The organism is Parachryseolinea silvisoli, assembly GCF_021190955.1.
GTDB lineage: Bacteria > Bacteroidota > Bacteroidia > Cytophagales > Cyclobacteriaceae > Ohtaekwangia > Ohtaekwangia silvisoli.
Map to the genome: position 1 here is coordinate 1,579,988 of NZ_JAIOAO010000001.1, position 25,271 is coordinate 1,605,258.

Here is a 25,271-nt window from a genome sequence, read left to right on the forward strand (position 1 = left end):
TTTAGTGTTGAACATGCAAGTATGTAGACCGTTTAGGTCACGTAGGCAAATGAAGAACCGGGCGGGTTATGAGAGGTCATTCTGATAAATCATTTCAAAGTATTGGTGGCGATATCATTCTGGACATACTTGAGCATTTTGGTTAAAAACGACTCGATGGCTTTCTTGACTCGCATGTCTACGCGGTAGAGCTGCTGGCGATAGCTGTCGCCCTGGTCGCCGGCATTCGCGGTTTGGAAGACGGCGGCCAGGATGTTGCCGAGAGCACGTTTGTTTTTAGCGATCACAATGCCCACACTAAGCATAATGCTGAAAAGGTAGCTGAGTTCGGCACCGGTGAGTGAAGTGAAGATCTTCGAAATAACGCTGGAGGCAGCAGGCGTCGGTGGAGTGCTGTGCGATCGCTGGATTGACTCGCAGTACCAAAGTTCAGTGTCGATCCAGGTACAAAGTGTGTCCTGTAGCGGCGGCAGCGAGGGATTGAGTGCCATGTTGGCGGCCGGTCGCATTTGCAGTAAAAGTTTCCGAAACCGGTATAGTATCATGGGGCCTCCATCGGTAATAAGCGCAGTGTTGTGCAGATCGTATTTCATGTAGGAAATACAATAGGTGACAAAATCGGGGGAATTGAAATTCAGCTCGCAGAGCAGTTGTAGTAACTGCTTGGTCGGGTTAGGTACCAACGTAGTGGCCAGATGGGATAGGCGTGCCCTTAGCTGCTGGAGGTAGGCTATGGTGCGGTAGCTGACACGGTTAGAAGGCTTGTCGACGGCGAATTGTGTAAGGGGAACCATGGCGATGGCGACCAGGTACAGGTTTATGCCGCGCTGTAGCAACTCGGTGCGTAGTGCAGAGAGGTCACCGCAAAGGTGGTGGCGGACGATTTGTTGGTAAGAAGGTGGGATCCACGCATCGTGGTCGAAGTGTTGAGGAAAGCGTGTGTGAAGGAAGTCGAGAAGATCTTCAATAGCCTGGTAGAGAATCTGGCTGAACGTTTCAGGAGCGGCCTCGAGTCGAGTATAATCCAGATGGCTGGGCGCGGCGTATTTGCGCAAGTAACCGGCTAAGGTTAAGAGGGCATGTTGATGGCTCTGGACATGGCGCCGGAGGTCGCCCGGATCGTCAAAGGCAAGAGGGCTTAATGAAAGGTTTTCTTTGATGTTCTGAACCTCCTCGTTGACAATAGCGAAGACGTCGGGGAGAAATTCATACTCCAGGTCCGGAGTGCGTTTGAAGAAGTCGGCGAGGTCTTCGAGGATTATATTTTCGAGTCGTTGCAGCTCGTATCGGGATTTTTGTTTGACTATCGTTTTCATTAACAGTATCAGTATCGGGGAGATAAAAAAATTCATAGCGAGCCCAGGCCGGTGGTGTGTGACCACTGGCAGGATTAGCGAAATAAAAAAATGGTCTGGTCCTACGGCTTGTGCGTCAGCCAAGCGAAGGCTTCTTCGTAGGATTTAAATGTCGTGACAAGGTCGCCGGCTGGTAGTGCGCGCTTCGCGGAGGCTTCGGCGAATATGTTTGGAGATAATACCCAAGCAAATTGCGATAGGCCGACGTCGACCATGGCGGGAAACCATTCGTCGGCAGTCCAACGGGCGGCTAGGTGCCAGGGTCCAACGACCTGACTATTGTCGTTCAGGATGTCTCGGAAGGCATGGCGTGCCTGGAGGTCGAGTATAATGGCGCCTGACTGCATGATGCCTTCGGTTGTTTGTGGGCCGGTCCAGTTACAGTAAAGAATGTTTGGTTGGAGTAAATGGATGATCTCAAGGTTACTCGCTTCGTGCAACGTTTTCATCGTCTCGGGGTAGATTAGTATAGTATATTGTACAAACGGGAAGTTTCCCCAAATGTTATACCAAATTGGGAAATGTATTCTAAATGTGCCGAGTTGGGAGGCGAGTTTGGGGCGTGGGTGGGGCAACCATATTTCCCCAAAAAGTATAGCTATTTGGGAAACAGCCAGATGTATATACTAAAATGCAGCTGGGTATTTCCGTGTGCGGGCACGGTATTGATGATAAAAAAGCCACCTTTCGGTGGCGGATGGGCTATTTTGATTTCTCGGAAAGAAGCCTTTCGAGTAAGGCGTTCTTCTCTCGCTCTGACTGCAGCAGTGCTTCGTAGAGTTTTCTGATTTCATCCATCAGTTGATCGTACTTGTCGAGCGGAATAAATGTCGGCTGATAATTCTGTTGTGAACCACTGGTATTATCGTAGTTATGCTGGATGTTGTACACGGCCTTCTCTTCGTCAAAATTTAAGATCGCATCTGCCGGTACACTTAGTGCTTTGGCCAGCTCCTCGATCAGCTCAGCCTCGATCACTTCCTTGTTCTCATAGTAGGAAATTTTTCTGACGGTCCAGTCTCCTCCTAACTTGTCTGCAAAGGCTTCTTGTTTATAACCCAACATTTCGCGGAAGCGCTTTAGGTTCTTGCCGTGGTGGACGGCCCTGCTCGGTTTTTGTGCATCGGTCATATCACAAATATATACTTTTAAACGATTCTGCAATAGGTTTCTTCAAATCAATTTTTAGGAAAAGTATATCCAATGCGTTGTTAAATACACACGAAGGTTGGTTAAAAGAGAACGTTGACGGGAAGAAATATACAATAGCCACTCCGTAATTTAATATCACCAACAAGGAAATGTGCGCACGTAACCGTTGGATGTTAGTTAATCACAAGTAACCAGTAAAAACATGACAGTGAACAAATCAGATTTTGGAGGCATCAGGCTACCGGCTGACATAGAAGCGGGGCTTTGTGTGGTTCGGGAGGATATCAGGATCACACAACAGGACACGAGGCGTAAGCGAAGTATAGAGCGCGATGAAAGTATGGGACCGTGCGGTTTGAGGCCGGGAGAGTTTGACCGCTCGACGGTGCAGGCTTATCTCACCCTGGTGGACGAGTATGCGCTTAGAGGAGGCGACAGCCCGGAGGAACTCACTCGGGCGGCGTTTAACGTCTATATGGGGTTGCGGAAGGAGGAATATTTTATTCGCAATGAATCGGCGACGGATGCTCGCATGAGGCTTGAAGAGACCGGTGGACGTGATAAGCCAGGGGATAATACCTATGCCGGCAAACGAAAGGAGTTCCGCAAAGAGTTGAAGGCAAAGCGGCAATAAGTTATGTGATATTAACCCCTTAAAGACATGCAATTTGAAGAATGGAAGGATGTTGTGCTCGAACCCGAGAAGGGATCGCCCCTGCACGCGCTTGGTGAAGTTTTGAAAGCCTATAAGAAAAATATCATACGACGGGGGCATCGGCCGTACGGTTTAGGCTGTGAGGAGGCAAGGCGCGAGCATGATGATAAAATGAAAGTGCTGGACTACCAATTGGGCTATGCTCTTTACACCGGATTCGCAGTGTTAAAGCTGCGGCCTAATGTATGGCAACAGTATTTGGAACTATTGCAGGAGTACGTTGTGCGGGTGGAGGCGGATTTGAGTAATTACCGCGAGGTGGCTAAAGAGGTCCATCAGGAGATTGAGGTACGGCGAGGCCAGTGGCGGGCGGCGGCTACTTCCGGAGTTTTGGACAAGGCGATGGGCGTGGACAGTAGTGTAGAATCGTGGGACGACAACGTTGATAATTATGCTTATTGAAAGTATGGAACAAGTTGTAGGTAATGAAGTGAGGGCTTTCAAACAGCGAACATTGACGGTAAGTGAGAGACACCAGGAGCGTGAAATGACGCGGGGTGTGTGGGTGCCAGAGCTGCGCTTGCAAGGGTTATGGCTTAAGCGGGCAGGCTTTGAAGCCGGTGCCCGGGTAGTGGTGGATTATGTTGATGATAAGCTGGTGATTTCACTTTCACCAGGACAGCCGGTGTGTTTGAAGGAAGCGGGGTAGACTGGCTGGTGCCATCGGAGCGGCTTTGGTTGTTGCCCGCCCACGATGGTTTTGGAGTGAATGGGGGATTAAAAGTCCCCCTTTTCTTTGATTTCGAATAATGAAATTTTATTTTTAAATTTGAAACCTTTAGAACCCGATGGTAGTTATCTCTAAGACAATACTTACCGGTTTTGTCGGTGACCATGCAGACGCGGTAGATGCGGTGAATGAGTGGTACGACAAGACAAAAGCGGCCAACTGGACGAGCCTACAGGACATTAAACAGACATTCAACTCTGTTGATTATGTGGGAAATGAGCGTTACGTTTTTAATATTAAAGGGAAAAAGTATCGAATTGTTGCCATGATTTTCTTGGATAAACGCACCCTGTTTATCCGCTTTATTGGCACCCATGCCGAGTACAATAGAATCGACTGCAAAACTGTATAACTATGCTTGCTAAAATCCGAAATGAACGCGAATACAAGTTGGTGATGAAAACCATTGAGTCGCTTTTGAGTAAGGCGACGAAGGCGGGCGGATTTCATCATTTGACGACTGAAGAGGCAACCATGTTGGGCGATCTTTCCAAACTGGCTGAAACGTATGAAGATGGGATCTTACAACTTATGCCTATTAAACCAAAGTCGCTAAAAGAGGCGGTGGAGTTTAAGATGGCAGAAAAGAAGCTTACCCAAGAGAAGCTCGCTAAGAAGTTGGGAATCGGGGCACCTAAGCTATCGCAGATATTAACAGGCAAACGTGCCCCCGATGTAGTTTTCTTGAAGGCTGTGCATAAGAAACTTAACATTGATGCCGAGTTTTTGCTAACGCACGTTTAAGATAATTTTTTCGCTAACAAAAAGGGATCGCGCGTTGCGATCCCTTTTTTATTATTGATGTGGCAATGTTTACTTACGATTCCTGGGATTGTGGTACTTCTGGCAACTCTCTACCCGGCAATTTTATGTGTCTTAAGGCTTCGTTCGCTTTTGCTTGCTTTTCGGGCGCAAGTTTGGACAGGTCGACATTATCCAGGCTACGATCATACCGCAGCTTCATTTTGGGCGGTTGTGTATTCTGCTCTTTCATACTTTAAAGTTAGTGTTTTTTCTTCTAATCAAAAATGCGCGGTAGGGCTGGTTTTTCTGGAAGGGTTCCATCGACCAATGACCGAGTAAGCCTTGTATTTCGAACAGCGTAGATAGATCATGTATATTTTGAGAAACAACTATTCTATATAACCGCGTTCGTGCGTCGGTGCTCCCTTCGAAATATACCCACCGCTGCGGGTATGCGTTAGTGTAAATATCTACGACGCCGATGATGGTCGCCAGGACTTTGTCGCGATCGCCGTTGTTGCTGATAACACGATCATTCAATAGGCTTCCATCGATCAGATCGCCGAATGCGAGTTGAACAACACGCGTGTCGTTCGTCGACATAAAGGCGATACGTTTTCTTATTGCCCCGCGAGGCCCCGTGCTTACGAAATCAAAGAGCGCGAGATCTTTACCGACAATTAAGTCGGTATATCTGTTGGCGTTCATAGGCAGCGGGTTAATTTGCTGCCGTTCTAAACTCCTTCACCCCTTTGCTGGAAGCAAGTTTAGTACGCAGTGCGCTCATATCCTGGCTCACTTTCTTTTCGACAACCTTGGCATAAATCTGCGTGGTGCGGATGGATGTGTGGCCGAGGATCTTCGACACTGTTTCTATGGGCACGCCATTGCACAGGGCTATGGTCGTGGCGAATGTATGGCGCGCGAGGTGAAAGGTTAAGTGCTTGTCTATGCCGCAGATGGTAGCGATTTCTTTTAGATAGGCATTTAGTTTCTGGTTGGATAGACGTGCGAAAATTGTACCCGTGGTAGCGGCGCGTGGATCGTCTTTGTATTTCTGTATAATCTCCAGGGCCTTGGGCAAGATGGGGAAACGGACTGACTGGTGCGTTTTCTTGCGTTCGGTGATGATCCAATACTCTCCGTCTATGCCCCTGGTGATGTTTTGCGAGGTAAGGCTCATGACATCACAGTAAGCGAGACCGGTGTATATGCTAAAGACGAAGAGATCGCGCGCCCAGGCTAAACGCTCGATGGGAAACTCCTTCTGTTCAAGCGCGTCGATCTCCTCCTCATTCAAGAATTGCCGGTCTTTTCGGATGAACTTTCCCTGGAATTTCGCGAATGGGTCTCGTTCCAGCCATTCGTTCTTAATGGCAACATTGACCATTTTGCGGAGGCGCTCGATATGTTTGAGGACAGTGTTGTGCTTGCAGGGCTTGTGATGATCTTTCGGACGATGCGCGAGCAGGAATATTTCGAAGTCGACCAGGAAGGTGTATGAAAGACGAGACAACGGCACGTCTGTTGCCTTAAAGTTTTGCGCTACGAACATCTCCAGGTACTTCTGGGTGGTCATGTAATTCTTCATGGTGCCCCATTCGAGTGTGTGTTTGAGGTGATTGTTGTGGTAGTCGACGAGTTCGCGCAATGTCCGCTCTTTTTGGACCACACCATAGAAGGCATCACGGACCGCCTTGGCGCTAATTTCCTTTTTCTGATATTTTAACTCGTTGTAGTGGTTGGTGAGCTCGGCGCGCACCTGGTCGAGAAAGTTGTTGAAGGCACGACCTTCGTCGCGGGTAGTCTTAGCCCGGCCTGTTTGAGGATCCCATTTTTGAATGTCGAAGTCGCGACGGAGTGAGATGTCAACTGATTCTGCACCGACGGTGAGGCGCGCATAGACCGGAGCGGAGTCGTTTTTTGCTTTGTCTTTTTTGATGATAAAACGGATGCGCAGGAGATTTGAAGAACTCATGGATTTTTGGTTTGAAATGATGCGCGTTGATCATTTGCCGTCCTTCTGTGCCCCAAGCTACCGCAAGGCAGCCAGGGCACAAATAGGGCACAGAACCATTGAGTTTATAAGTGCTTGTTTGAGGGATTAAAAATGAAAAAACCCTTAAATTATAGCATTTAAGGGGCCTTGACTTTGTTTGATGCTGTACTAGTCGACCCTACAGTACAATTTTCGAACCACTTCCTACATGACTTAAAGCTAATAGCGAACTTAAAAAACTGAATACCAAATTGTTACATGCTAAATTACGTATGAATAGGCATGATATTCATGGTATTAAGCGTCAAGTGCGATGCAACCAGGCAGTACAATTTTCGAACCATCGGGAACTCGAAATCGGGTAAGGTCTCTTATGCGGACGGACTTCTGTGCTGCCGGTTGGAAATGCTATAAAACGACTACCCGTAGTATTTTGCAGGCCTCCACTCGGGCAATACGGCTAAAAGCGGCGGTGCCAGAGATTTAAATGGGCCAGAGCCCCATACAACCTTACCATCTAACCTTGCATGTCAAAATCGGGTATCCTCAACGGCATCGGTATCCAGCCGCGATAGGGATCGAAACAGAAAGCCCGAAGCGCGCGGCCGGCAGCAGGCCGGACTTGGCGAGTAGAGTCCCTACCTATCGCAAGCATCGTCACAAGCCGACCATCTAAGGGAATCATGTCACCAGCTCGTTTGTGCTACATAATTCTTTCTGTATATTCGTGAGAGCCCATCTATGGCCTCGCTGCAAAGTGAGGCATAGATGGGCTTTTTTCCCCCCTTGCCAAACCTTACCATGAATTTTAAACCATTATCTCTCGTCCTCCTGCTGCCGATTCTCCTGCAGTCAGAACGGGATAAAAACGCGCTCGAACGAGAGAAAAATGAACTACTCACCAAACGGTTTTCTGAGATAACAGCGCCAACGTTTGCGACGGGAAAGTGTAAATACGGGGTTAAAAAAAAATCACATAATATTCAGTAGGGGACCAACTGCGCAAAAAGACTGCGTAGTCGTTGACGAAGTTTATATTTTAAGCAATGACGTCTATGGATACACAACACCCCCTTTATCATTTCAGAGAATTCAACGAGCAAATTTTCGCGACCTACAAGGAATTCGCGCTTCAAAGCCTAATCGACAACAAATTCGACGGACAGGACACGGCGGTTTTTCTTTCCGATATACTCAGACGAAAACGACCGCTCCATGCCATCCCTTACTCTTATTTTAAGATCCACGACGAGTTTAACTTTATCTCAAATGATCTTAAATACGTCACAGGCATCCTCTACATTTTACGACCATTTATCGTAAACACACAGGCAAGTGGTGGTACATACCATCAGACATTAGAGGACAGGAGGTATCTCGAATACGCAAACTTCGGTCTTCAAATCATCTACAATTTCTGGGATCGGATAGGGGACCTATTACATCTTTACTTCGACACGAGTTTCCCAATAACCAACGTTATTTTTGGAAAGATTTTGTCACAGATCAAAGACCCGTACAACAGCGATCCTAGCCATATTCTCAATGACCCCATCTATAAACAGCTAAAGGATTTGTATGACACTGATTTAAAGGCAATCTTAAAGGAGCGAAACAACGCCGTTCACCACTTTCAGCTTGAGGCGCAGCACTATTGGGGAAATTTGGAGTACCGGAATGACCCTAGAAATGTGGACCTTAACACAACAAAACAACGATACCCGGATTTTTTTAAAAAGCACCTGGAGCTATTCTTCCAAGGGTTCGAATTAGCCCTAAAACTGATCGATCAACTCCCGGATCGGGTCCTAGTATTCTCTAGCAAAGTATTGGAAGCTAACGGAAAATACCGGGTGGAGTCCGCTAGAGTTTTTGAGGGAGCCAATTTAATAACGGCCTTTGACATGAATGCAACCTACTCGGAAGAGGATATCATTGACGTGGTCGCAGACCATGTTAAGCCTGTCAGCAAAAGGCTAATTATCGTCTATGATGAACCACAATGATAGGTAAGCGACCGTGCTGCGTCGGGTTCGCCGCAGCTGGCCCGCTATCCATTATCGACAAACTACGCCAAGATAAATGCTATGATTAATATCATTAACGTTCCAAAGCATCATTGGAACTACTTCCTAGCAATCGAACGTGACCTCGAACAAGTATCACGCTACATCGAGTTCACACAGGACAACCTGGGAACGTATTCAATTGAATTGGCGCACATCCTGCTTTCAGCATCGTCCGAAGTGGACGTAGTGATGAAACAACTTTGTGAATTGGTCGCCCCTGAACGACCAGCTGAGACGATAGACCATTATCGTCCAACAATCAGAGCACAACTGGCCAATTTGATTGCTGAGCCAGTGTACATCAGCCGATACGGGTTAGAATTTAAGCCGTGGGAAATTTGGAGCAACGACGTTAACCCGGACTGGTGGCGCAGTTACAACAAGGTTAAGCATCAACGTAACATTCATTTTAACAAAGCAAATCTCCAGAACACGATCAATGCAGTCGGCGCGCTATTGCTAACCACCTTGTACTACTATACACAAGTATTCAGCCTATCCGAAAAAAAGAAAGTGAATATTCAATATACTACTTACTCGCTTGAACCGCAGAATTCTTTCCTAACAGCGAACAGTGCTTACTATTATAAAAGTCTAAGCGCATAGGGGCCCGGACCGTGTAAATTTTGCTAAGCGCAGCGACTGGCCTGACTTTATAGTGCGCATAAATCAGTGACTCCATCACCCATTTCACACGCGGAAAGGTAAACGCGTCGTACCAAGACAACTGCTTCCAAAAGATTGGTGCAAACGCGGCCGAATCGGAAGCGCAAGAGCCGCCGATATTTTAAAATAAGGTCAGACATCCACTTCCAAAAAAGAAAATCATACTATATTTACCTATGAGCCCATCAAAGCGCCAGCTAAAACTGGCACTCTGGTGGTTTTTTTTTACAGCACCTCTCCCCTACCCTTACATGTACCTCATTTCTCATAACCATTTTTGAACGGTATCGGACTGACTACTCGATTCAGCCCAGCCGTTACCCGATGTCCATCAGTGGTGACGATCTCATTGTTCGAAATGGCTATACAACGGGTGTATTGCTCTAACATCCGGTATAGATGATATTCATGAGGCCGTTCTCGGGCATCCTGTAACGCCCAACCGTTCTGCTCCTGGCCGGTATTATTACAGATTAAGCACGCGTCCAGCTTTCACGAGTTTGGGTAATGGCCCTGCCGCTGTCGGATGGTGAGCTGATGTCAACACAAAGTACGTATCCATCTTTCAAGGCGACGCCATTCCAATATTCCGGGGAGTAGTAGTCGGTCATTGAATCGCTTTAATTTTCGTGGTAGCCGTAGATTTTCCACCCGGCGGCCCGTAGGGCTTCGCACAGGTTTACCTTTGCCTCGCGTTTGCTGTAATAGTCCAGTGAAGTGAAGTACTTCGATTTGCTTGCTTTCGCTTCCATGTTTTGATGATTTAGATTGAACATCTTTTGAATGCTCGATCTAACCGGTCATTTGGCGTGCGCGGCACGCGGGAAGCTATAGCGGATGCACCAAAACGCGTGGTACGTTAATAGTGGCGCCTGGACGAAGGCGTAAACGGTTCATGCACTGCGCGTATTGGTGGACGCAAGCCAAAGGACCGAGTATTGCGGTAAAAAAATGGGCGAATGCTAAATCATGCGAATTAATTTTCCTGGGAGTATTTCCTATGAAGGGGCCTCAAAAACTCATGGCCTGCTTTCACCATGCGGTTACATAATTCGTTTGCGGCCATGTGCTGGCCATGGTCATACAGGAACTGAATCAATTCGATGACGTCGTTTTCCTCGGCGGATGTGACAAGATGCGCCAGGCTTGTAGCCAGTAGGATAACTCCCATGTGTTTCGCTGTGGCGCTTGTATTCCCCCTGCCTATAAGCGTGAGTAGGTTTTCGATCAGATAATGACTGAGATAAAGCTCTCCTTCCATCTTGCAGGACTGCACCGCCAGATCCGTATTGGCATCATTCAGCTCAGGGACGAAGACTAGCAAAACGATAAGACCAGCCAACACCCTTCGCTCCGATTCGGTTGCGGGGCGAGCGTATTTCGCTGCCAATAAGCGCCATAATTCAAAAATAGCGCGCTCGACCTTGCCCGCATCTTCTTCGCTCAATCCGACGAGGTAATCTTTCTGCCGAGATACAAAATTTACAAGGTCCAAGGTGTTTTCGTGGTCGTTCGCATTAATGAGTCGGGCAAGCATTCCGTTCTCGCCGAGGTCCTCTATGCCCCAAAAATAGTATGCGACGATGTGCCGAATGGTGCCATGTTCGTAACGGCCGTTGACGTGGGCGTTCGTATCAATGGCACGCTGATAGTGCGGTCGAAATAGCTCATATACCGTCAAATCCGAAAGCGGATTGCTATAAGTATAACCGCCCATAAAGGCAAGCCACGTATATTCATCCGCATTATAATAAGCCTTTACTTTATCCGTTATCCAATGCTTGTCGAGATAATAAAACAAGCTGAAATACCAACCCGTCAATATGCTGGCATCAATCACACCCACCTGAAGGGCGTGCTCAAAAATTTCTATCATCGCCGGCTCCCACCGCGGCTGATCACTTTCCGCCGGTAGTGTTCTTGCCCGGCGCAACGAATAGTCAAGCGCGGCGCGCAAGACTTTTCCTCCGGTAGAGTTAAGCGAATAGGTGGGATAATCTACATTGGGGCCCTTCAATTCTTCGCTCTTGCCCAGGTTCGATGCCAATGTTTTTACAATCGCGTTTGCCTCGGGAAGCAACGACACATCGAAGGCGCGCTCATCAGATTGCATACCAGCTGTTAATAGATTTCCGACGGCGCCTGTCACCCAATCCGCCGAAGCCCCCCACCCATCGTTTTCCAGCCGTAAATCCCCTGACAAAAACTGTCGATCGATCAGATATTTCGTGAAAAAAGCCAGCACGTTCTCCCAGTTAAACGAACGACCGGCTTGCCAGGCATCACGAAACCCAAGCGCGATGTGATACGCATAGAGATAGTATGTACCCAGGTAATGGTCGATTTCATCGGCAAACTTTTCGGGTGCTTCCTTGATGGCAGAACCCAGCACGCTAGCGAGTCCGTCGATTGACGGGCCGTCCCATCGGTCTGTAGGCTTGAAATTCTGGATGAAACTCGCAATGTCAGCGTTGCTTTGCCGTAGCAGATCTTCCCGGGTGAGCGGCGACTCGGAGCCACCCCGCATAACGATTTTGCCCTCGTTCTCAAAATGTTCGTATGTGATATTCGCTGATTGCGACAGTTCCCTGTAATACTCCGAAAACGGAGGTGTATTTCGCAATGCAGCATACCAGCGCATTTTCCAGTAGTTGCGATAATTTTCCGTGTGCTCCTTGCCTTCGTCCTGGCGGCCACGCTCAATGATTGCCCGGAGCTTTTCAATCTCACCGGCGGTCAACGCATGCTGCACCTTATGCAATAGTTCGTACAGGTCTTTTTCATATTCATACCGTGAGAAAAGAAACATCGGATCGTTGTCTCCGACCATATCCCAAAACAAGGCTTTACAGTCAGCCCATTTCTCGCCCACTACAAAAAGAACTACTCGACGGAAGTAAGGCAACCGGTACTTAGCATCAAACGCAAATGTCTTTAACAACGATAGTCCGGCAACTGGGTCGTATATAACTTTCTCGGTGACCAAGTCCTTAAAAATGAAAGAAAATGTCTCCGTAACTTTCTCCCCTGTATATGACCGATTCTGTGCCTTGCTTATTGCTTCGTCAAAGGTGACACGGTAAGTACCAATCTCAAGCCACCTTGCAAGTTGCTTTAGCTCGGAATCGTTCGCCTCGCTGTCTTCGTAGGAAATGCCAACATCTTTTAGCAGCGCGATCACGGCGTCGCGCAATTCTCCGTCATTTAACTCCCCGAATCCCGTAATACGTTGTTGCGGGAAGGTGTTATCCGGAGCATCTTCGATCGATATGGATAGTAATAAATCCAAATTGTCCAGATCGATTCGCAACGTATATTCTAAAGCGCCCACCCGCACCCTAGCAGGAATACCGTTCGGAAAATCCACACGTAGCTTCTTAATACTGTCAGCCAGCGTAATAATAACCCGGTCTGAACAATGCGCTGCAATTTTTGACGTGAGCTTGCGCTTTACCAGTGCGTCCGCCAGATAATGCATGTAGACGCGAGAACCGTAGCTGCCGACGTCTTCAGAATCATCTTTCTCCGAATTCCTGCGCTGGAGCGAAAAGAGATGCATTAGGATTATCTCAGCTTTGCCGGCATCCTGGGCGGTGGGTTGTTCCGGTAGAAATTTGGGGAGCAAGTTTTCTGTGATTGCCTGGCTCTGCATCATCGTGTCGAACTTGCCGCTAAGCCACGCTGGAACGTATTCCAACGTAGACGCCGGAATACTCTCATTCGGAAGATTAACAAGAATCCGAATAAGGAAAGACCATGTACGAAAATTATCCACCGGTTTTACGGACACAGCGTTTACGATGGCGATGAGATCATTGGCGAGCTCCATGCCATTCCCGTCTCTGATTTGCTGAGAGAGTTTCTGCAGGTATAACAAGGGCGTCCACAATGGAAACTGAACGCCCTGCGCAACGGTTACTGGAGCGGGGTTGCGATTCGGATCAAACGCGCCCTGTATGGCGAGAATCTTGAACCAGACTGGGCTTTCGAGTCGTTGATAAAAATACTGCTCGTAGCTGGTATCAGATCGAACGAGGTCTAAAGCAAATGCAACTTGATGCTGTGTGGGATTCTTAGACTTACATATTAAGTCTAAATGGTTGGTGTTGTCTATGTAAGAATCTCTAAGCCCGGTCAGGCTTGCCACCGTTTGCGGATTCCGGACCGCTTGTGCCAGCTTTTTATCTTCGTCCTTCAGCAGTATACGTTTCTCATGATCCGGTACAGCCGGGAGCCGGCTGCCATATTCACGGAAAAATTTTCCAAGTTCTACATAATAGCCTATGGCTAAATTTGTGAAGACGGATTCCAAGTCGGGATGGATCCTACCGTTCTCGCCCTGACGGCTAAAATCCGTGTGATTATTCGTGATAAAGACGCAGTTCGTAAGGCCATTGAATGAAATATAGTCAGTCAAGCTTAGAAAAATATATGCGTCACCAATGCTGTTCCTCTGGCCGAACGGCGCGAGCTTTTTTTCTGCCATTTCTACCGCTCGCAGTTTGTGATCGGTTGTGATCGGGATCTTAATGGCATAATGTTCGAAGATGGTTTCCACCCGTTTAATCGATTCCTCAGCGCGCTCGGCCAATTTCTCGGGCGTCATAAGCATTCGGAACGATTCAGGTGGAAGATACTTTTTGGCGCGGTTAAAAAAAGACTTCCATTCTTTCTCCATGATCTGTATTTTATTTGCCCTGTTTCGCTCCCATTCTTCAATGATAATATTGGGCAACAGGATCGTCACGTGGCCGCCCTCGATCCAATATTCCAGGGAATCAAAGTAACTATCTCCATCACGAACCTCATTAAGCGAGTTCAGCCAGATGTCGGAGTCAAGGGAAAGGTATAGCATGATCAAAAAACGTTAATTTATTACTTAAAACTTGAAGACCAAAGATGCAGGCGCGGAAGGTTTCTACAGATCCCCTATTTGATCGCGAATGAATCTCAAAAATTCCGCAACATCATCGGTATAGCTGTTGAAATCTTTCCCGCAATTCCCTTTTTAAAGGGGCTTATAAATGCCAGCGCCTATGTCACTAAATGACATTTTTGCTTTTTGAAGCATGAAATCTAGAACTGGAATACAGTCGTAGAATCAACAAACTGTAAATTTGTCAGCGCTTTTACGAACATTTTTCTGAACCCAGCAACTTCGTGAGCGACATCCACGGCGGCCGCCTCTAAACAGACGTCTTTCCGCTCCAAGAATTTGACGTTTTGCTTTCTCCGTAGTGCCATTAAAATAACGATCGTAGTTGCCTCCGAGGGAATAATTCTTTACAGACACAATAATGCAAGCGGTGTCAAAGACAATGAGCAAATCACATATTTCCTTGTTGTCTTTGAGAATATCCAACGGACCAGGAAAACACCAATAATTAAGAAAGGATGCAAAAGCGAATTGATTCACGAATTTTTCACCGATTTCGCCCTTTCTCCGTGCTGTTAGGTTCTTCCATATCGTGTCAGATCAGTCTGTGGTAGTGTAATTTAGATTGGTGAAGTTCGAGCCACTCGGCTTAACCACCTCACGTTTCATATCTATCATATTAACAACGAATTACGAGCTAAAAATAAAGACGAACCCGAGCAAATCTTACTTGTCCTGAATTGTCGGAGGGGCAGGATCACAGGCTTGAAGTGCCTTGCGGGGTTAAACTTCGAAATTCATTGAAAATCTGCAAGAGCGATTTTCGAACCGTCAACAAAGTTCACCGGTCGGCGAGGCTTTATTATGCTAGGGCGACTGAAAATCTCATAAGACAACATAGGTCCAATACGGTATAAGAAACAGCGAGCCTCATTTAAATAAGACATCTAGATTGCCAGTAGGTATAATAGAAGTTGTAAAAAAATACCGCCCCACGCTCCATAACTAAGATGTTTGGACTCAGATGACTCAGTATCGTAGATGAACGCAATCTCCTCGACGTAGACCCAGCTCCAATGAGTGCCGTGTTCGGAATAAGTCGCAGAATATGAAGACGGGTAAAAAAACTGATAAGCAATACATTAAGTAAAATATCGCGGCCAGTTTACTCTACAAAATTTTCCCTGCATCCCAAATCTCTACGTCAAGTAGCCGAGTGGTTACATCGAAGACCTAGTCATCCACGCAAGAATCCTCCTGACAGTGTAAAAATATTGAAGCGACGGTCATTTATCAAATAGAATGTTTGGCGATAGACATTGCACGAAATTAAATTCGGATTTCAACCTTATACCAAATCCATATTACGGGTCTTAACTATAAAGCCTATGTTAAATCTGAGTTAAGTCAACAAAAATTATCCAAACTGATCATTTAGAATATACATCATGCTTTCAGGATAACGCCACAACGACCGGAAACACTGCTCAATCTTTAAAACCATAAACTAGAAGAACAAAAATCCTCAAACCAGGAAGAATGTCGGCTGAAAACGAAATCAAAAAACAAATTACAAGCATATAGATCTCCAAAAGAATCCAGCCACTCTAAAAACCGAACGAACTCACGAATCGCGGTTACAAGTCAAAAAATATTGAAACCTGGAATCAAGACAAACACCAAATCTAACGAGCATAATTCCAATTGCTTCAAAAGCACAATACAACTAACATACATGAAAAGCATCATACCATGAAACAATCTCTACTTCCGGCGTCCCTAAAAATAAGGGAGTGGTTCTATTCCCTGTTCATCCGTCAGAACTTTTTTTTTTTAAAAACACCTTTCCTCGTCTGCATTGCGACAGCGACAGGCTCTAGCCTTTTTGCCTTTAATAGCGACGAAAGGAACACCGTTGAGATCACCACCGCGCTGAGTGTCAATAACACCGATAAGCCAACAATCGACACAACTGATAAACTGTCCATTAGCGGGAAGGTAACCGACTCTCACTCAGGCGAACCGCTACCCGCGGTAAATGTAATTGTGAAGGGATCACAGACTGGAGTCACTACGGATGCAAACGGAGTCTACTCCTTGACGGTAGACAATGACAATGAAATATTGATTTTTTCATTCATAGGTTTTAAGACATACGAAATAGCCGTTAATGGACGAATTCGTATTGACGTCTCGTTGGAATCTGATGTACGTGAATTAAAAGAAGTTGTGATAAACGCAGGATACTACGATGTGACTGAAAAAGAAAAAACCGGAAGCATAGTCAGGATATCTGAAAAAACCATTTCGAGACAGCCAATTGCAAATCCTCTTCTAGCTCTGCAAGGTCAAGTTTCAGGGCTATATGTAGAACAAGCTAATGGTATACCGGGATCAAATGTAAGTCTTCAAATCAGAGGGAAAAATAGTCTCCAGAATGGAACAACTCCACTGATAGTAATCGACGGAGTTCCATTCACCTCCGAAACGATGTCAGACATACGTTCAAGTTCATCATTCTACGCAACTGTTGGAGCAAGTCCGCTAAACAACATCAATCCTGCGGACATCTTAAGCATCGAAATACTTAAAGATGCAGACGCAACCGCCATTTACGGCTCAAGGGGTGCAAATGGAGTAATCCTGATAACGACGAAAAAAGGAAAACCAGGAAATACAAAAATTGATATCAATTTCAACTCTGGTATAAGCAACGTGGCACATTACGAAGACCTGTTGAATACCCAACAATACCTAGCTGTCAGGAGAAAGGCCTTTAAAAATGACGAACTCACCATTGAACCGTACAATTTTGATGTTAATGGTCAATGGGACACCACTAGGAATACTAACTGGCAAAAAAAATTCATTGGGGGAAATGCAAAAATGACGAATCTACAGGTGGCCGCATCAGGAGGAACGGAGATGACTCAATACAATGTCAGCGGATCATTTCAGCGGCAAACAACAGTATTTCCAGGTGAGAATACCACGGGACGTGGCGCAATACATTTGTCCGTCAACAACCGGTCAAAAGACAGCAAACTAAACATGCATTTCACAACCGACTATATTAATAGTAGATCAGATTATGTAGGAAGTGATTTTACGGCAACAGCAATGACGCTGGCCCCCAATGCGCCCAGGCTGTACAACGAAGACGGAACTTTGAATTGGGAGAACTCAACATGGGAGAATCCCCTTTCGGCCCTCGAAGCAGGATTTGATTCAAGAGTGACTAATTTTCTTGCCAACGGAATAGTATCGTATGATATCCTAAACGGATTGAAAATTAAAGTTTCAGGCGGTCTCAATCAATTGCAAAACACCGATAAGAGAACTCTTCCATCAACAATATATGATCCAGCCTACATGGTCACATCCGCTGAATCTCAGGTCATTTTAACAAGCTCAGAAAATAAATCATGGATCGTAGAACCACAAGCCATATACGACCGGCAAATATTCTCTGGAAGAGACAAAATTCAGTTACTGCTAGGTGGATCATTCCAAAGCCAAGACAAGACAAGTCAAACAACCACGTACACCGGATATCCATCGAATAACCTGTTAGGTGATTTTAATTCAGCTGCATCAGTAGAAGTATCTGCGTATAATCCATCTGAATATAGATATGCGGCAATATTTGGAAGGGTCAATTACAACTACAAAGAAAAATACATACTTAACCTAACCGGAAGAAGAGATGGGTCAAGCCGATTTGGTCCTGGAAAACAATTTACCAATTTCGGCGCGGCCGGATTCGCATGGATTTTTTCATCTGAAAATTTCATGAAATGGAATTTCATGAGTTTCGGAAAGATTAGATCGAGTTTTGGAGTAACAGGGAATGATCAGATAGGAGACTACAAATTCCTAAACACCTACTCGTCACTAGGTGGATCTGCATATCAAGATATATCCGCACTGATTCCTACACGCCTCTTTAATCCGGACTATGCATGGGAAACAACAAACAAATTCGAAATAGCATTAGAGACAGGATTTTTAAACGACAGAATATTCCTGATAGCTTCATATTATAGCAATAGATCATCAAATCAGCTTGTTGATTACAAGGTCCCTATAACAACAGGATTTCACTCCATCATTAGGAATTTTCCTGCTAAAATAGAAAACTCGGGGTTTGAGTTTGATCTTAACACAGTTAACGTGAACAAAAAAATCAGATGGACAACTTCATTCAATATTTCGTTTACCAGAAACAAGCTAATTGAATTCACTAATCTCGAATCATCAAGTTACGCAAATATATATGTCGTAGGTAAATCCCTTTCGCTAATCAAGCGATTCGCCTATCAAGGTATTGATGCCACCACAGGAATTTATCAGTTTGAAGACAAAAACAGCGACGGTGATATTACCGCCGCCGACATGGAGAAAGCAGTCGAAATATATCCTAAATACTACGGCGGACTTAACAATTCGATCTCATATAAAGGATTCAACCTGGATATTTTCTTACAGTTCGTTAAAAAAAATGCATCCAGTCATCTGTCATCATTCTTTGCACCAGGAAATCCTGCTAACCAGCCGTCGGACATCCTTGGCGCATGGACCCCGGAGAATCCAACAGCAACCACTCAACGATATACCGTAATAAACAGCGATGCTAACAACGCATATAATAACTTTCTATCAAGCGATCAAACAATTGTCGATGCATCCTTCGTCAGAATAAAAAACGTTTCAATTTCATACACCTTATCACCTAAATGGATCAATGGTATAGGCTGCAGGGTTTATATACAGGGACAAAACCTGATCACCTTCACCAAATACAAAGGACTTGATCCAGAAACCGCAACGTCGAGCATTCTTCCTCCATTAAGAACGATAGTTTTCGGTATAAATATTACACTATAAAGTAAAATCTTATGAAGGTAAAAATATTATCCCTACTTCTTGCATTACAAGCTATTTTATCTTGCCAGGAATTTGTAGAAGTTGGTGTACCGGAAAATCAACTTATCAGCTCGACTGTATTCGAAGACGAAACAACGGCACAATCAGCGATTGCCGCAGTCTACGCCCGACTTGCAAACAACTCTGGAAACGTTTCGAGTGTGACATTTTTATCAGCGTTTAGTTCGGACGAAACAGTTTGTACGTCCATAGGAACAGATAGCGATATGTCACAATATTATAACAATTCACTGCAAGATACGAATGCCCGACTACAAGAACTATGGGACTTCAACTACATAACAATCTATTATACAAATTCCATACTGCAAGGAATTGAAACCTCACGCCGCCTATCAACGTCTCTCAAGAATCAACTAAGAGGTGAAGCCCTTTTTATAAGAGCTTTCTGTCATTTCTACCTCGCAAATCTCTTTGGTGACATTCCATATATTAAAACCACGGATATTAGTGTTACCGCCATGCCGTCAAAAAACACAAGAACAGAAATATACTCACAAATGATAGCTGACCTATCAGATTCGAAATCACTACTGGCAGGAGATTTAAGCGTATCAAATAGCGAAAAAACACGAGTAAATAAATTTGTATCAGCTGCCCTATTATCACGAGTATACCTATTTAATGAGGATTGGGTTAATGCTGAAGCTCAGTCAACTGAAGTCATTAACGAAACTTCATTATATAGCCTAGAAACTGAATTGGATAACGTATTCAAAAGAAATAGCAGTGAAGCCATTCTTCAATTGCCGCCTTCCGGACGCGCAAAATACACGAACGACGCCAATATGTTTTTAAACACGCCATTTTCTTACCTCTCAGAGGAATTAATGGATTCTTTTGATCCCACCGACCAAAGACTGACGAAATGGACGATTCAACGTAACATCGGTGGACTAGAACAGTACTCGCCTTACAAATACAAGGACACGCCGACAAATACAGGCACCGTAAACGAGTATTCCATGGTCCTAAGACTAGCTGAGCTATACCTGATCAGAGCGGAGGCCAGAGCACATCAGAATAAAATTCTCGGAGCCGGCGGAGCGGAAGAAGACATAAATCCGATACGTTTGAGAGCCGGACTGGAAGGAATTGAAATTAGTACAGTTGGGGAATTCCTGGCCGAAATAGGACAGGAAAGACGCCGGGAATTATTCACCGAATGGGGACATCGTTGGCTTGACCTGAAGCGAACGAAAACGGTCGACGAAATTCTTTCAGCAGTCAAGCCTGGATGGAACGAAACCGACGAAATATATCCGATACCTAGAGCCGAGGTACTTCTTAATCCGAATCTTAACTAAATATAAAGACAGCATTGACAGTAATGAGAAAACTTATCTTACGCACGCTGATTACAATGAATATTGTAGCAGTGTGCCATTTCGGATTAAGCCAAAATTTAACAGATCGCGAACATCTGCCGACGATAGGACATGAGATGCCGAATTTTAAATTAGCAAAGGTGACTCATTTTTCATCAAGTACCGCGACGCTGTCGGACTTCCGAGGGAAATGGCTATTCCTTGATTTCTGGTTTACCAAATGCACTGTGTGCATCAACGACCTTCCAAAGGTAAACGAGATTCAAACCCGATTTAGAGACAAGATTAACTACGTGATGGTGGGCGCAAATGACAAAAAATATAATCGGGGAATCGAAACCCTTTATGAGAAACTACGAACACATTACGACCTACAACTGATCTCGGCCTATGACTCTGTGATAGCCTCCAGATGGAAAATCACGTCAATGCCTCATATCTTTGTTATCAATCCACAGGGTGTACTGAAATTCATAACCGATGGAAGGGATCTTTCCGTTGATAAAGTAAAAGATTTGATTGACGGCAAAGATATTCATTTATACTCTACCGGATTACCCATTAAACGTTTCACAGGTGAAGGCATAAAGCCGGAGAAGGTAGTTTATCGATCAGTAATAACCAGATGGGATGGTGAAGCTCAACAGGTATATCAGCTATTAGAGGAACCTGTTAATTTGGTAGCACGCTCGCAGCTGGAAAGCCTTAACGTATCAATGATTCCGTTGGAATGGTTGTATTTCTATGCCTACTTGGGACGCCTTGCACCAACAAGCCCGGACGATTCCATCTACGGTCTTATTTATCCCAAACCGATCATAAACCTGCGGGATACAAGCCAATTTCAATACGACTATTCGATCGACGTCGGAAAAGGAACATACAACTATGGGCTATTGATTCCCGCTTCCCAGGCGAACACGGCTAAAGTAATGGAAATCATGCAGCGGGACCTTCGTGACGCGTTTGGATATGAGGTGCATCTTGAAACGCGATCAATGCCAGCGTGGGTGTTCAGAGCAAACGACCAGGCTAAAAAACGTCTGAAAACGAAAGGCACCAAGCGACACCTGGATGGAGCAAGTCCAATTGCAGGGTTTAAGGCTGTTAATCACTCTATCCACGAGGTATTATCGTACATAACGCGATTTGTAGACAACCAAGGTACCCCGTACTTTGATGACACCGGAATTACCGACAACATAGACATAACTGTCAATGCATTCATGAAAAACGCGCAAGAAGTAAAAAAAGCACTTCAAGAAAATGGGATTACTATGGATAAAGAAGAAAGAAAATTCAAGGTGCTTGTGATCACCGATCGGCATGTAGACGATCATAATAATTGAACAACTCGGTCGCGACCCCAGAGTCAACACGCAAAAAAAGAGAGGAGGCATCTCTCAATTTCTAAGATACCCCCTCAACAATGTTCACTACTCCCTAGTTCGTTCTGAATGCGGGGAGACATTGGGTCGACACATCTGTGTTTTTGTAAGTCATAAATCCAGGAGCACCTGTATTTGGATGAGTTACGGTGCAACGAACTGATCCGGTAAGAGGACAAGTCTGCGTTACAGCAACTACACATGCGTTTGTAGTACTGGAAGCTGAATAGTAAAAAACAGGAACGACAAGTGAACTTGCATAGACTGCAGCACCTGCCAAAGTGATGGCACATGTGGCCAACATAATTCTAACCTTTTTCATAACTTGTTGATTTTTATTCCGCCTACTCTTTTAATGGTTTTCGGCATCCCCATTTTATGCGGCGTCTATATTCGCCCATAATGTTTTGTAAACCCAATCCTATACTTAACAACTTTATTGCCATAAATAACCAATAGATTGTTGTTTTCACCAACCATAAAGCTCTGCATTTTTTCGTTGTCAAGATGCGGCACGTAGAAACTAGCCATATATCTCTTTGTTTCCAGGTCGTAGAGATCGACAGGCGATCCATTGTCGAAAATGTCCCTGAACTCCAGATTGCCCATCAGATTCGAGTGAACCATTAGTAGTTTATTCCAGACCTGTGTATTAATGTTTACAATCGCGGCTGTAGAGGCCAGCGTATATTTCCCCTCTGATATCTCTATTGGATTTATTTTAACCTTACTAATCGAGTCGATAGTGCGCCCGGAACCAATAACAGAAAGCATCGAATCTAAAAGAATATATTGATTTCTATAAGCATAAGTAAATACAGAACACTTAAGATCTTTGCTATATCTAAGAAACCCCACATTGCTAAAATATTCGTCGATCTGACCTTCGAGAACAGACGGCGCAAGACGTAAGATTGAAGAATCCGTCTTTATAATGCCAAGCATTTTCTTTGGCGAGTTTCGTCCTATCTCACCGGCCGTGATTTGAACCACGAAGGTATTATTAGATATCGGAACAGCGAAATCAAAATAGTCGCTGCCCAACTTTAACGGCTCTGCCTTCCAATAGCCGATCCGGCCTTTCATAATACATGGAACAGCACCATCTTGAATTATGAAATTCAGTGAATCAATTTTTATAATCGCATTTTTAGTAAATCTAGTCGCTCCCGTATCAATATCAAGCGCGATCTCTGAGAGAAAGATCAGTGAACTATCATATTCAAATATCCGATCTACCTGGCCCTTTCTGGCTAGATATATTTTATCAGATAGTATCCCGGCGAGATAATAGTCGTTAAAGCTGAGTTCGCTTTCCGCCTCTTTACTGATCGATATCCCTGGAGTTAGTCTAACAAATTCCTGAGTATACCTGATATCTTTTGCAGATGCATAAAATAACACCGCCATAATCAGACATCCGACTCCTGCAAGGCTTAATATCGTGATGATAATTCGATTCATGTGACTGAGGGATTGTTTCTGAATGATACAAACTCCTTATTATGTATGAATATGGAGATTACAGCCAGAATGGTGAAAACCACATTGAACAGAAGATGCGGTTTCCAACCCATATTTGATAGTATTCCTCCGCATGAACATGGTACCTCCGGAGCAAAGTTCAGTATAACCAATATATATAACGTGAACAGAAACATAATAAAAAATGAACCATACAAACCGTATAGCCTAAATCGAGGGATGAGTAGCAAAATAGAAATTGCGATCTCAATGACAGGCACAAGCCATGCCAATATAGGCGCATAGGCGGACACCAAGAACGATTTTCCCATTTGCCCTACGAACTCTTTATATTGTATTAGCTTGCTACCAGCCGCATATAAAAAAAGTAATACGAACAGGAAAATGACTATTTCGATAAATAAGGCTCTTCTTTTCATAACGTTGGTGGTACGTCGTATTAACGATATAAATATCACTCATAGGAATTGATATCTCCAAATGAAAATCAATTCAAAAAACAAAAGGCTTGAAGTTATATTTCGGTCTTGGGAAAAAATAATCCGGTAAACGTAAATTTTATTCAATTTGGGGAAATCCTAATATGACTCTGGATTGCTATAATCAAATATTTAAAAGAAATCGTGTCGTTTGAAGTTGCAAAAGAAATGATCTATTCCAAATCATCCAACTTAGGAAAATTAGTCCGCAGATTTACGACGCCTTAATATGTTTTCAGAATGACATGATTGAAGATTATAATTTTGATAAGGACGAGCCAAAATATGATGCTCAATTATTCTAAGTCAAGCGTACTCAGGCTACTTCGATAATAGAATTCCTATGTAGCATTACAAAAGTTTAAAAGAAAGTACTATTCGACAGTATTTTTGTTAAGTTGTTTTATTTATCGATCGCTATCACTTTCGAAAAACAAATCCTTTCATATAAATTCCGGGTTTATATTTGAAGATAAAATTGAAGATATCTTTAAAACGAATGGATTTTTCCCAACCGGAATTACCCGAATAAATCACAAGAAATTTGATTTAATAAATACAAAAAATAGTAAAGTCTATAACTTACAGTTTGAACCGTAGGTTATGTAATTACGATGGAAAGGCTTTGGTGAAGGAAGAGAAGAGAGAGCATTTAATCAAACAAAAGACGTGCATTAAAACATTCAGCACTTTGTCGTCTCGCGATATCCGGTTATAAAAACGAAACTCTCGTATTATAAATTCTAATCAACTTTCTGCATATTTATCACAACTTTTAGTGACATACCGTTCATATTTGCAGAATATTTTTCAGTCAGTCCACAATTTAAGCCCTAGCATTAATGAAGTCGCTATTCATCATTGCAATACTATTCACGAATGCCGCTTTTGCGCAGCTTACTGGGAACGTCGTGTCCATAGCAGACGGCGACACTTTCACGCTTTTAACCTCTGAGAATGAACAGATACGCATTCGTCTACATGGCATTGACTGCCCAGAAAAGAAGCAAGACTTTGGAGCAAAAGCAAAGCAGTTCCTCTCTGACATGATTTTTCAGAAATCTGTCAATGTGAGGGAGATGGATGTCGACCGTTATGGCCGAACGATCGGAATGGTAACGATCGATGGAATCAATGTAAACGAAGCGCTCTTGAAGGCGGGATTAGCTTGGCACTACAAAAAGTATGACCAGAATCCAACATGGGCGCGACTCGACGAAGAGGCCAGTCAAGCAAAAAGGGGATTGTGGTCGCAACCGAGTTCCATCGCCCCGTGGGAGTATAGAACTGCAAAAAAAAGACAATAAATAGAAAAAAAATATTAGCTCTGCATTTTCA

At 44.4% G+C, this 25,271-nt stretch carries 21 protein-coding genes; 11 read left to right on the plus strand and 10 right to left on the minus strand.

All coding sequences use genetic code 11. The annotated features are described in order from the left end of the window. Positions 1-89 precede the first annotated feature (89 nt). The 3 genes from K7P01_RS06615 to K7P01_RS06625 all read right to left on the minus strand — a co-directional run bounded on the left by K7P01_RS06615 (position 90) and on the right by K7P01_RS06625 (position 2,486). Complete coding sequence (locus tag K7P01_RS06615) at positions 90-1,316, minus strand: hypothetical protein (protein ID WP_267291111.1); 1,227 nt, start codon at positions 1,314-1,316, stop codon at positions 90-92. A gap of 101 nt (positions 1,317-1,417) precedes the next feature. Then, a complete protein-coding gene (locus tag K7P01_RS06620) occupies positions 1,418-1,804 on the minus strand; it encodes a hypothetical protein (RefSeq protein WP_267291113.1) in 387 nt (128 codons plus the stop codon). 253 nt (positions 1,805-2,057) lie between these two features. Next, entirely contained in the window at positions 2,058-2,486 is a 429-nt protein-coding gene (locus tag K7P01_RS06625; protein ID WP_267291115.1) for a helix-turn-helix domain-containing protein, read from the minus strand. 229 nt (positions 2,487-2,715) lie between these two features. Here K7P01_RS06625 and K7P01_RS06630 point away from each other — a divergent pair, with 229 nt between their 5' ends. The 5 genes from K7P01_RS06630 (at position 2,716) to K7P01_RS06650 (ending at position 4,696) form a co-directional block, all read left to right on the plus strand. Continuing rightward, complete coding sequence (locus K7P01_RS06630) at positions 2,716-3,141, plus strand: hypothetical protein (protein WP_267291116.1); 426 nt, start codon at positions 2,716-2,718, stop codon at positions 3,139-3,141. Between the two features lie 27 nt (positions 3,142-3,168). Then, positions 3,169-3,624, plus strand: coding sequence for a hypothetical protein (locus K7P01_RS06635; protein ID WP_267291118.1), 456 nt, complete (start codon positions 3,169-3,171; stop codon positions 3,622-3,624). After that, positions 3,614-3,871, plus strand: coding sequence for a type I toxin-antitoxin system SymE family toxin (locus K7P01_RS06640; RefSeq protein WP_267291120.1), 258 nt, complete (start codon positions 3,614-3,616; stop codon positions 3,869-3,871). Before K7P01_RS06635 ends, K7P01_RS06640 begins: the two co-directional genes overlap by 11 nt. A gap of 139 nt (positions 3,872-4,010) precedes the next feature. After that, a complete protein-coding gene (locus K7P01_RS06645) occupies positions 4,011-4,304 on the plus strand; it encodes a type II toxin-antitoxin system HigB family toxin (protein WP_267291121.1) in 294 nt (97 codons plus the stop codon). Between the two features lie 2 nt (positions 4,305-4,306). Then, a complete protein-coding gene (locus tag K7P01_RS06650; RefSeq protein ID WP_267291123.1) occupies positions 4,307-4,696 on the plus strand; it encodes a helix-turn-helix domain-containing protein in 390 nt (129 codons plus the stop codon). Positions 4,697-4,769: 73 nt separating this feature from the next. Here K7P01_RS06650 and K7P01_RS06655 read toward each other — a convergent pair whose 3' ends face one another. Genes K7P01_RS06655 through K7P01_RS06665 form a run of 3 tightly spaced genes read right to left on the minus strand, consistent with a single transcriptional unit; the run spans position 4,770 to position 6,674 of the window. Further along, the gene (locus K7P01_RS06655) at positions 4,770-4,946 is read right to left on the minus strand and encodes a hypothetical protein (protein WP_267291124.1); all 177 of its coding nucleotides are present in this window, start codon (positions 4,944-4,946) and stop codon (positions 4,770-4,772) included. Continuing rightward, complete coding sequence (locus K7P01_RS06660; protein WP_267291126.1) at positions 4,943-5,404, minus strand: DUF6934 family protein; 462 nt, start codon at positions 5,402-5,404, stop codon at positions 4,943-4,945. Before K7P01_RS06660 ends, K7P01_RS06655 begins: the two co-directional genes overlap by 4 nt. Before the next feature lie 10 nt (positions 5,405-5,414). Then, entirely contained in the window at positions 5,415-6,674 is a 1,260-nt protein-coding gene (locus K7P01_RS06665; protein WP_267291128.1) for a site-specific integrase, read from the minus strand. Between the two features lie 1,076 nt (positions 6,675-7,750). On the opposite strand from K7P01_RS06665, the gene K7P01_RS06670 reads away from it, so the two are divergent. Together K7P01_RS06670 and K7P01_RS06675 are read left to right on the plus strand one after the other, a co-directional pair. Beyond that, the gene (locus K7P01_RS06670; RefSeq protein WP_267291129.1) at positions 7,751-8,701 is read left to right on the plus strand and encodes a Cthe_2314 family HEPN domain-containing protein; all 951 of its coding nucleotides are present in this window, start codon (positions 7,751-7,753) and stop codon (positions 8,699-8,701) included. A gap of 81 nt (positions 8,702-8,782) precedes the next feature. Beyond that, positions 8,783-9,370, plus strand: coding sequence for a hypothetical protein (locus K7P01_RS06675; RefSeq protein ID WP_267291131.1), 588 nt, complete (start codon positions 8,783-8,785; stop codon positions 9,368-9,370). A gap of 680 nt (positions 9,371-10,050) precedes the next feature. On the opposite strand, the gene K7P01_RS06680 is transcribed toward K7P01_RS06675, so the two are convergent. Together K7P01_RS06680 and K7P01_RS06685 are read right to left on the minus strand one after the other, a co-directional pair. Further along, a complete protein-coding gene (locus tag K7P01_RS06680; RefSeq protein WP_267291133.1) occupies positions 10,051-10,182 on the minus strand; it encodes a hypothetical protein in 132 nt (43 codons plus the stop codon). 224 nt (positions 10,183-10,406) lie between these two features. Next, on the minus strand, positions 10,407-14,285 hold the full coding sequence (locus K7P01_RS06685; protein WP_267291135.1) for a PIN domain-containing protein: 3,879 nt from the start codon (positions 14,283-14,285) through the stop codon (positions 10,407-10,409). A gap of 1,773 nt (positions 14,286-16,058) precedes the next feature. Between K7P01_RS06685 and K7P01_RS06690 the strand changes: the two genes are divergently transcribed. The 3 genes from K7P01_RS06690 to K7P01_RS06700 are packed head-to-tail and all read left to right on the plus strand — an operon-like array spanning position 16,059 to position 21,930. Beyond that, complete coding sequence (locus K7P01_RS06690; RefSeq protein ID WP_267291137.1) at positions 16,059-19,193, plus strand: SusC/RagA family TonB-linked outer membrane protein; 3,135 nt, start codon at positions 16,059-16,061, stop codon at positions 19,191-19,193. 11 nt (positions 19,194-19,204) lie between these two features. Next, positions 19,205-20,560 carry a RagB/SusD family nutrient uptake outer membrane protein gene (locus K7P01_RS06695; RefSeq protein WP_267291139.1) on the plus strand — a complete coding sequence of 452 codons (1,356 nt, stop codon included), beginning with the start codon at positions 19,205-19,207 and terminating at the stop codon, positions 20,558-20,560. Positions 20,561-20,583: 23 nt separating this feature from the next. Beyond that, on the plus strand, positions 20,584-21,930 hold the full coding sequence (locus K7P01_RS06700) for a TlpA family protein disulfide reductase (RefSeq protein WP_267291141.1): 1,347 nt from the start codon (positions 20,584-20,586) through the stop codon (positions 21,928-21,930). A 426-nt stretch (positions 21,931-22,356) separates the two neighbouring features. Here K7P01_RS06700 and K7P01_RS06705 read toward each other — a convergent pair whose 3' ends face one another. Then, positions 22,357-23,433 carry a hypothetical protein gene (locus K7P01_RS06705; RefSeq protein ID WP_267291143.1) on the minus strand — a complete coding sequence of 359 codons (1,077 nt, stop codon included), beginning with the start codon at positions 23,431-23,433 and terminating at the stop codon, positions 22,357-22,359. After that, a complete protein-coding gene (locus K7P01_RS32065; RefSeq protein WP_397310888.1) occupies positions 23,430-23,873 on the minus strand; it encodes a MauE/DoxX family redox-associated membrane protein in 444 nt (147 codons plus the stop codon). The genes K7P01_RS06705 and K7P01_RS32065 overlap by 4 nt, the downstream gene beginning before the upstream one ends. Positions 23,874-24,775: 902 nt before the next feature. Between K7P01_RS32065 and K7P01_RS06710 the strand changes: the two genes are divergently transcribed. After that, on the plus strand, positions 24,776-25,240 hold the full coding sequence (locus K7P01_RS06710) for a thermonuclease family protein (RefSeq protein ID WP_267291145.1): 465 nt from the start codon (positions 24,776-24,778) through the stop codon (positions 25,238-25,240). Positions 25,241-25,271 lie beyond the last annotated feature (31 nt).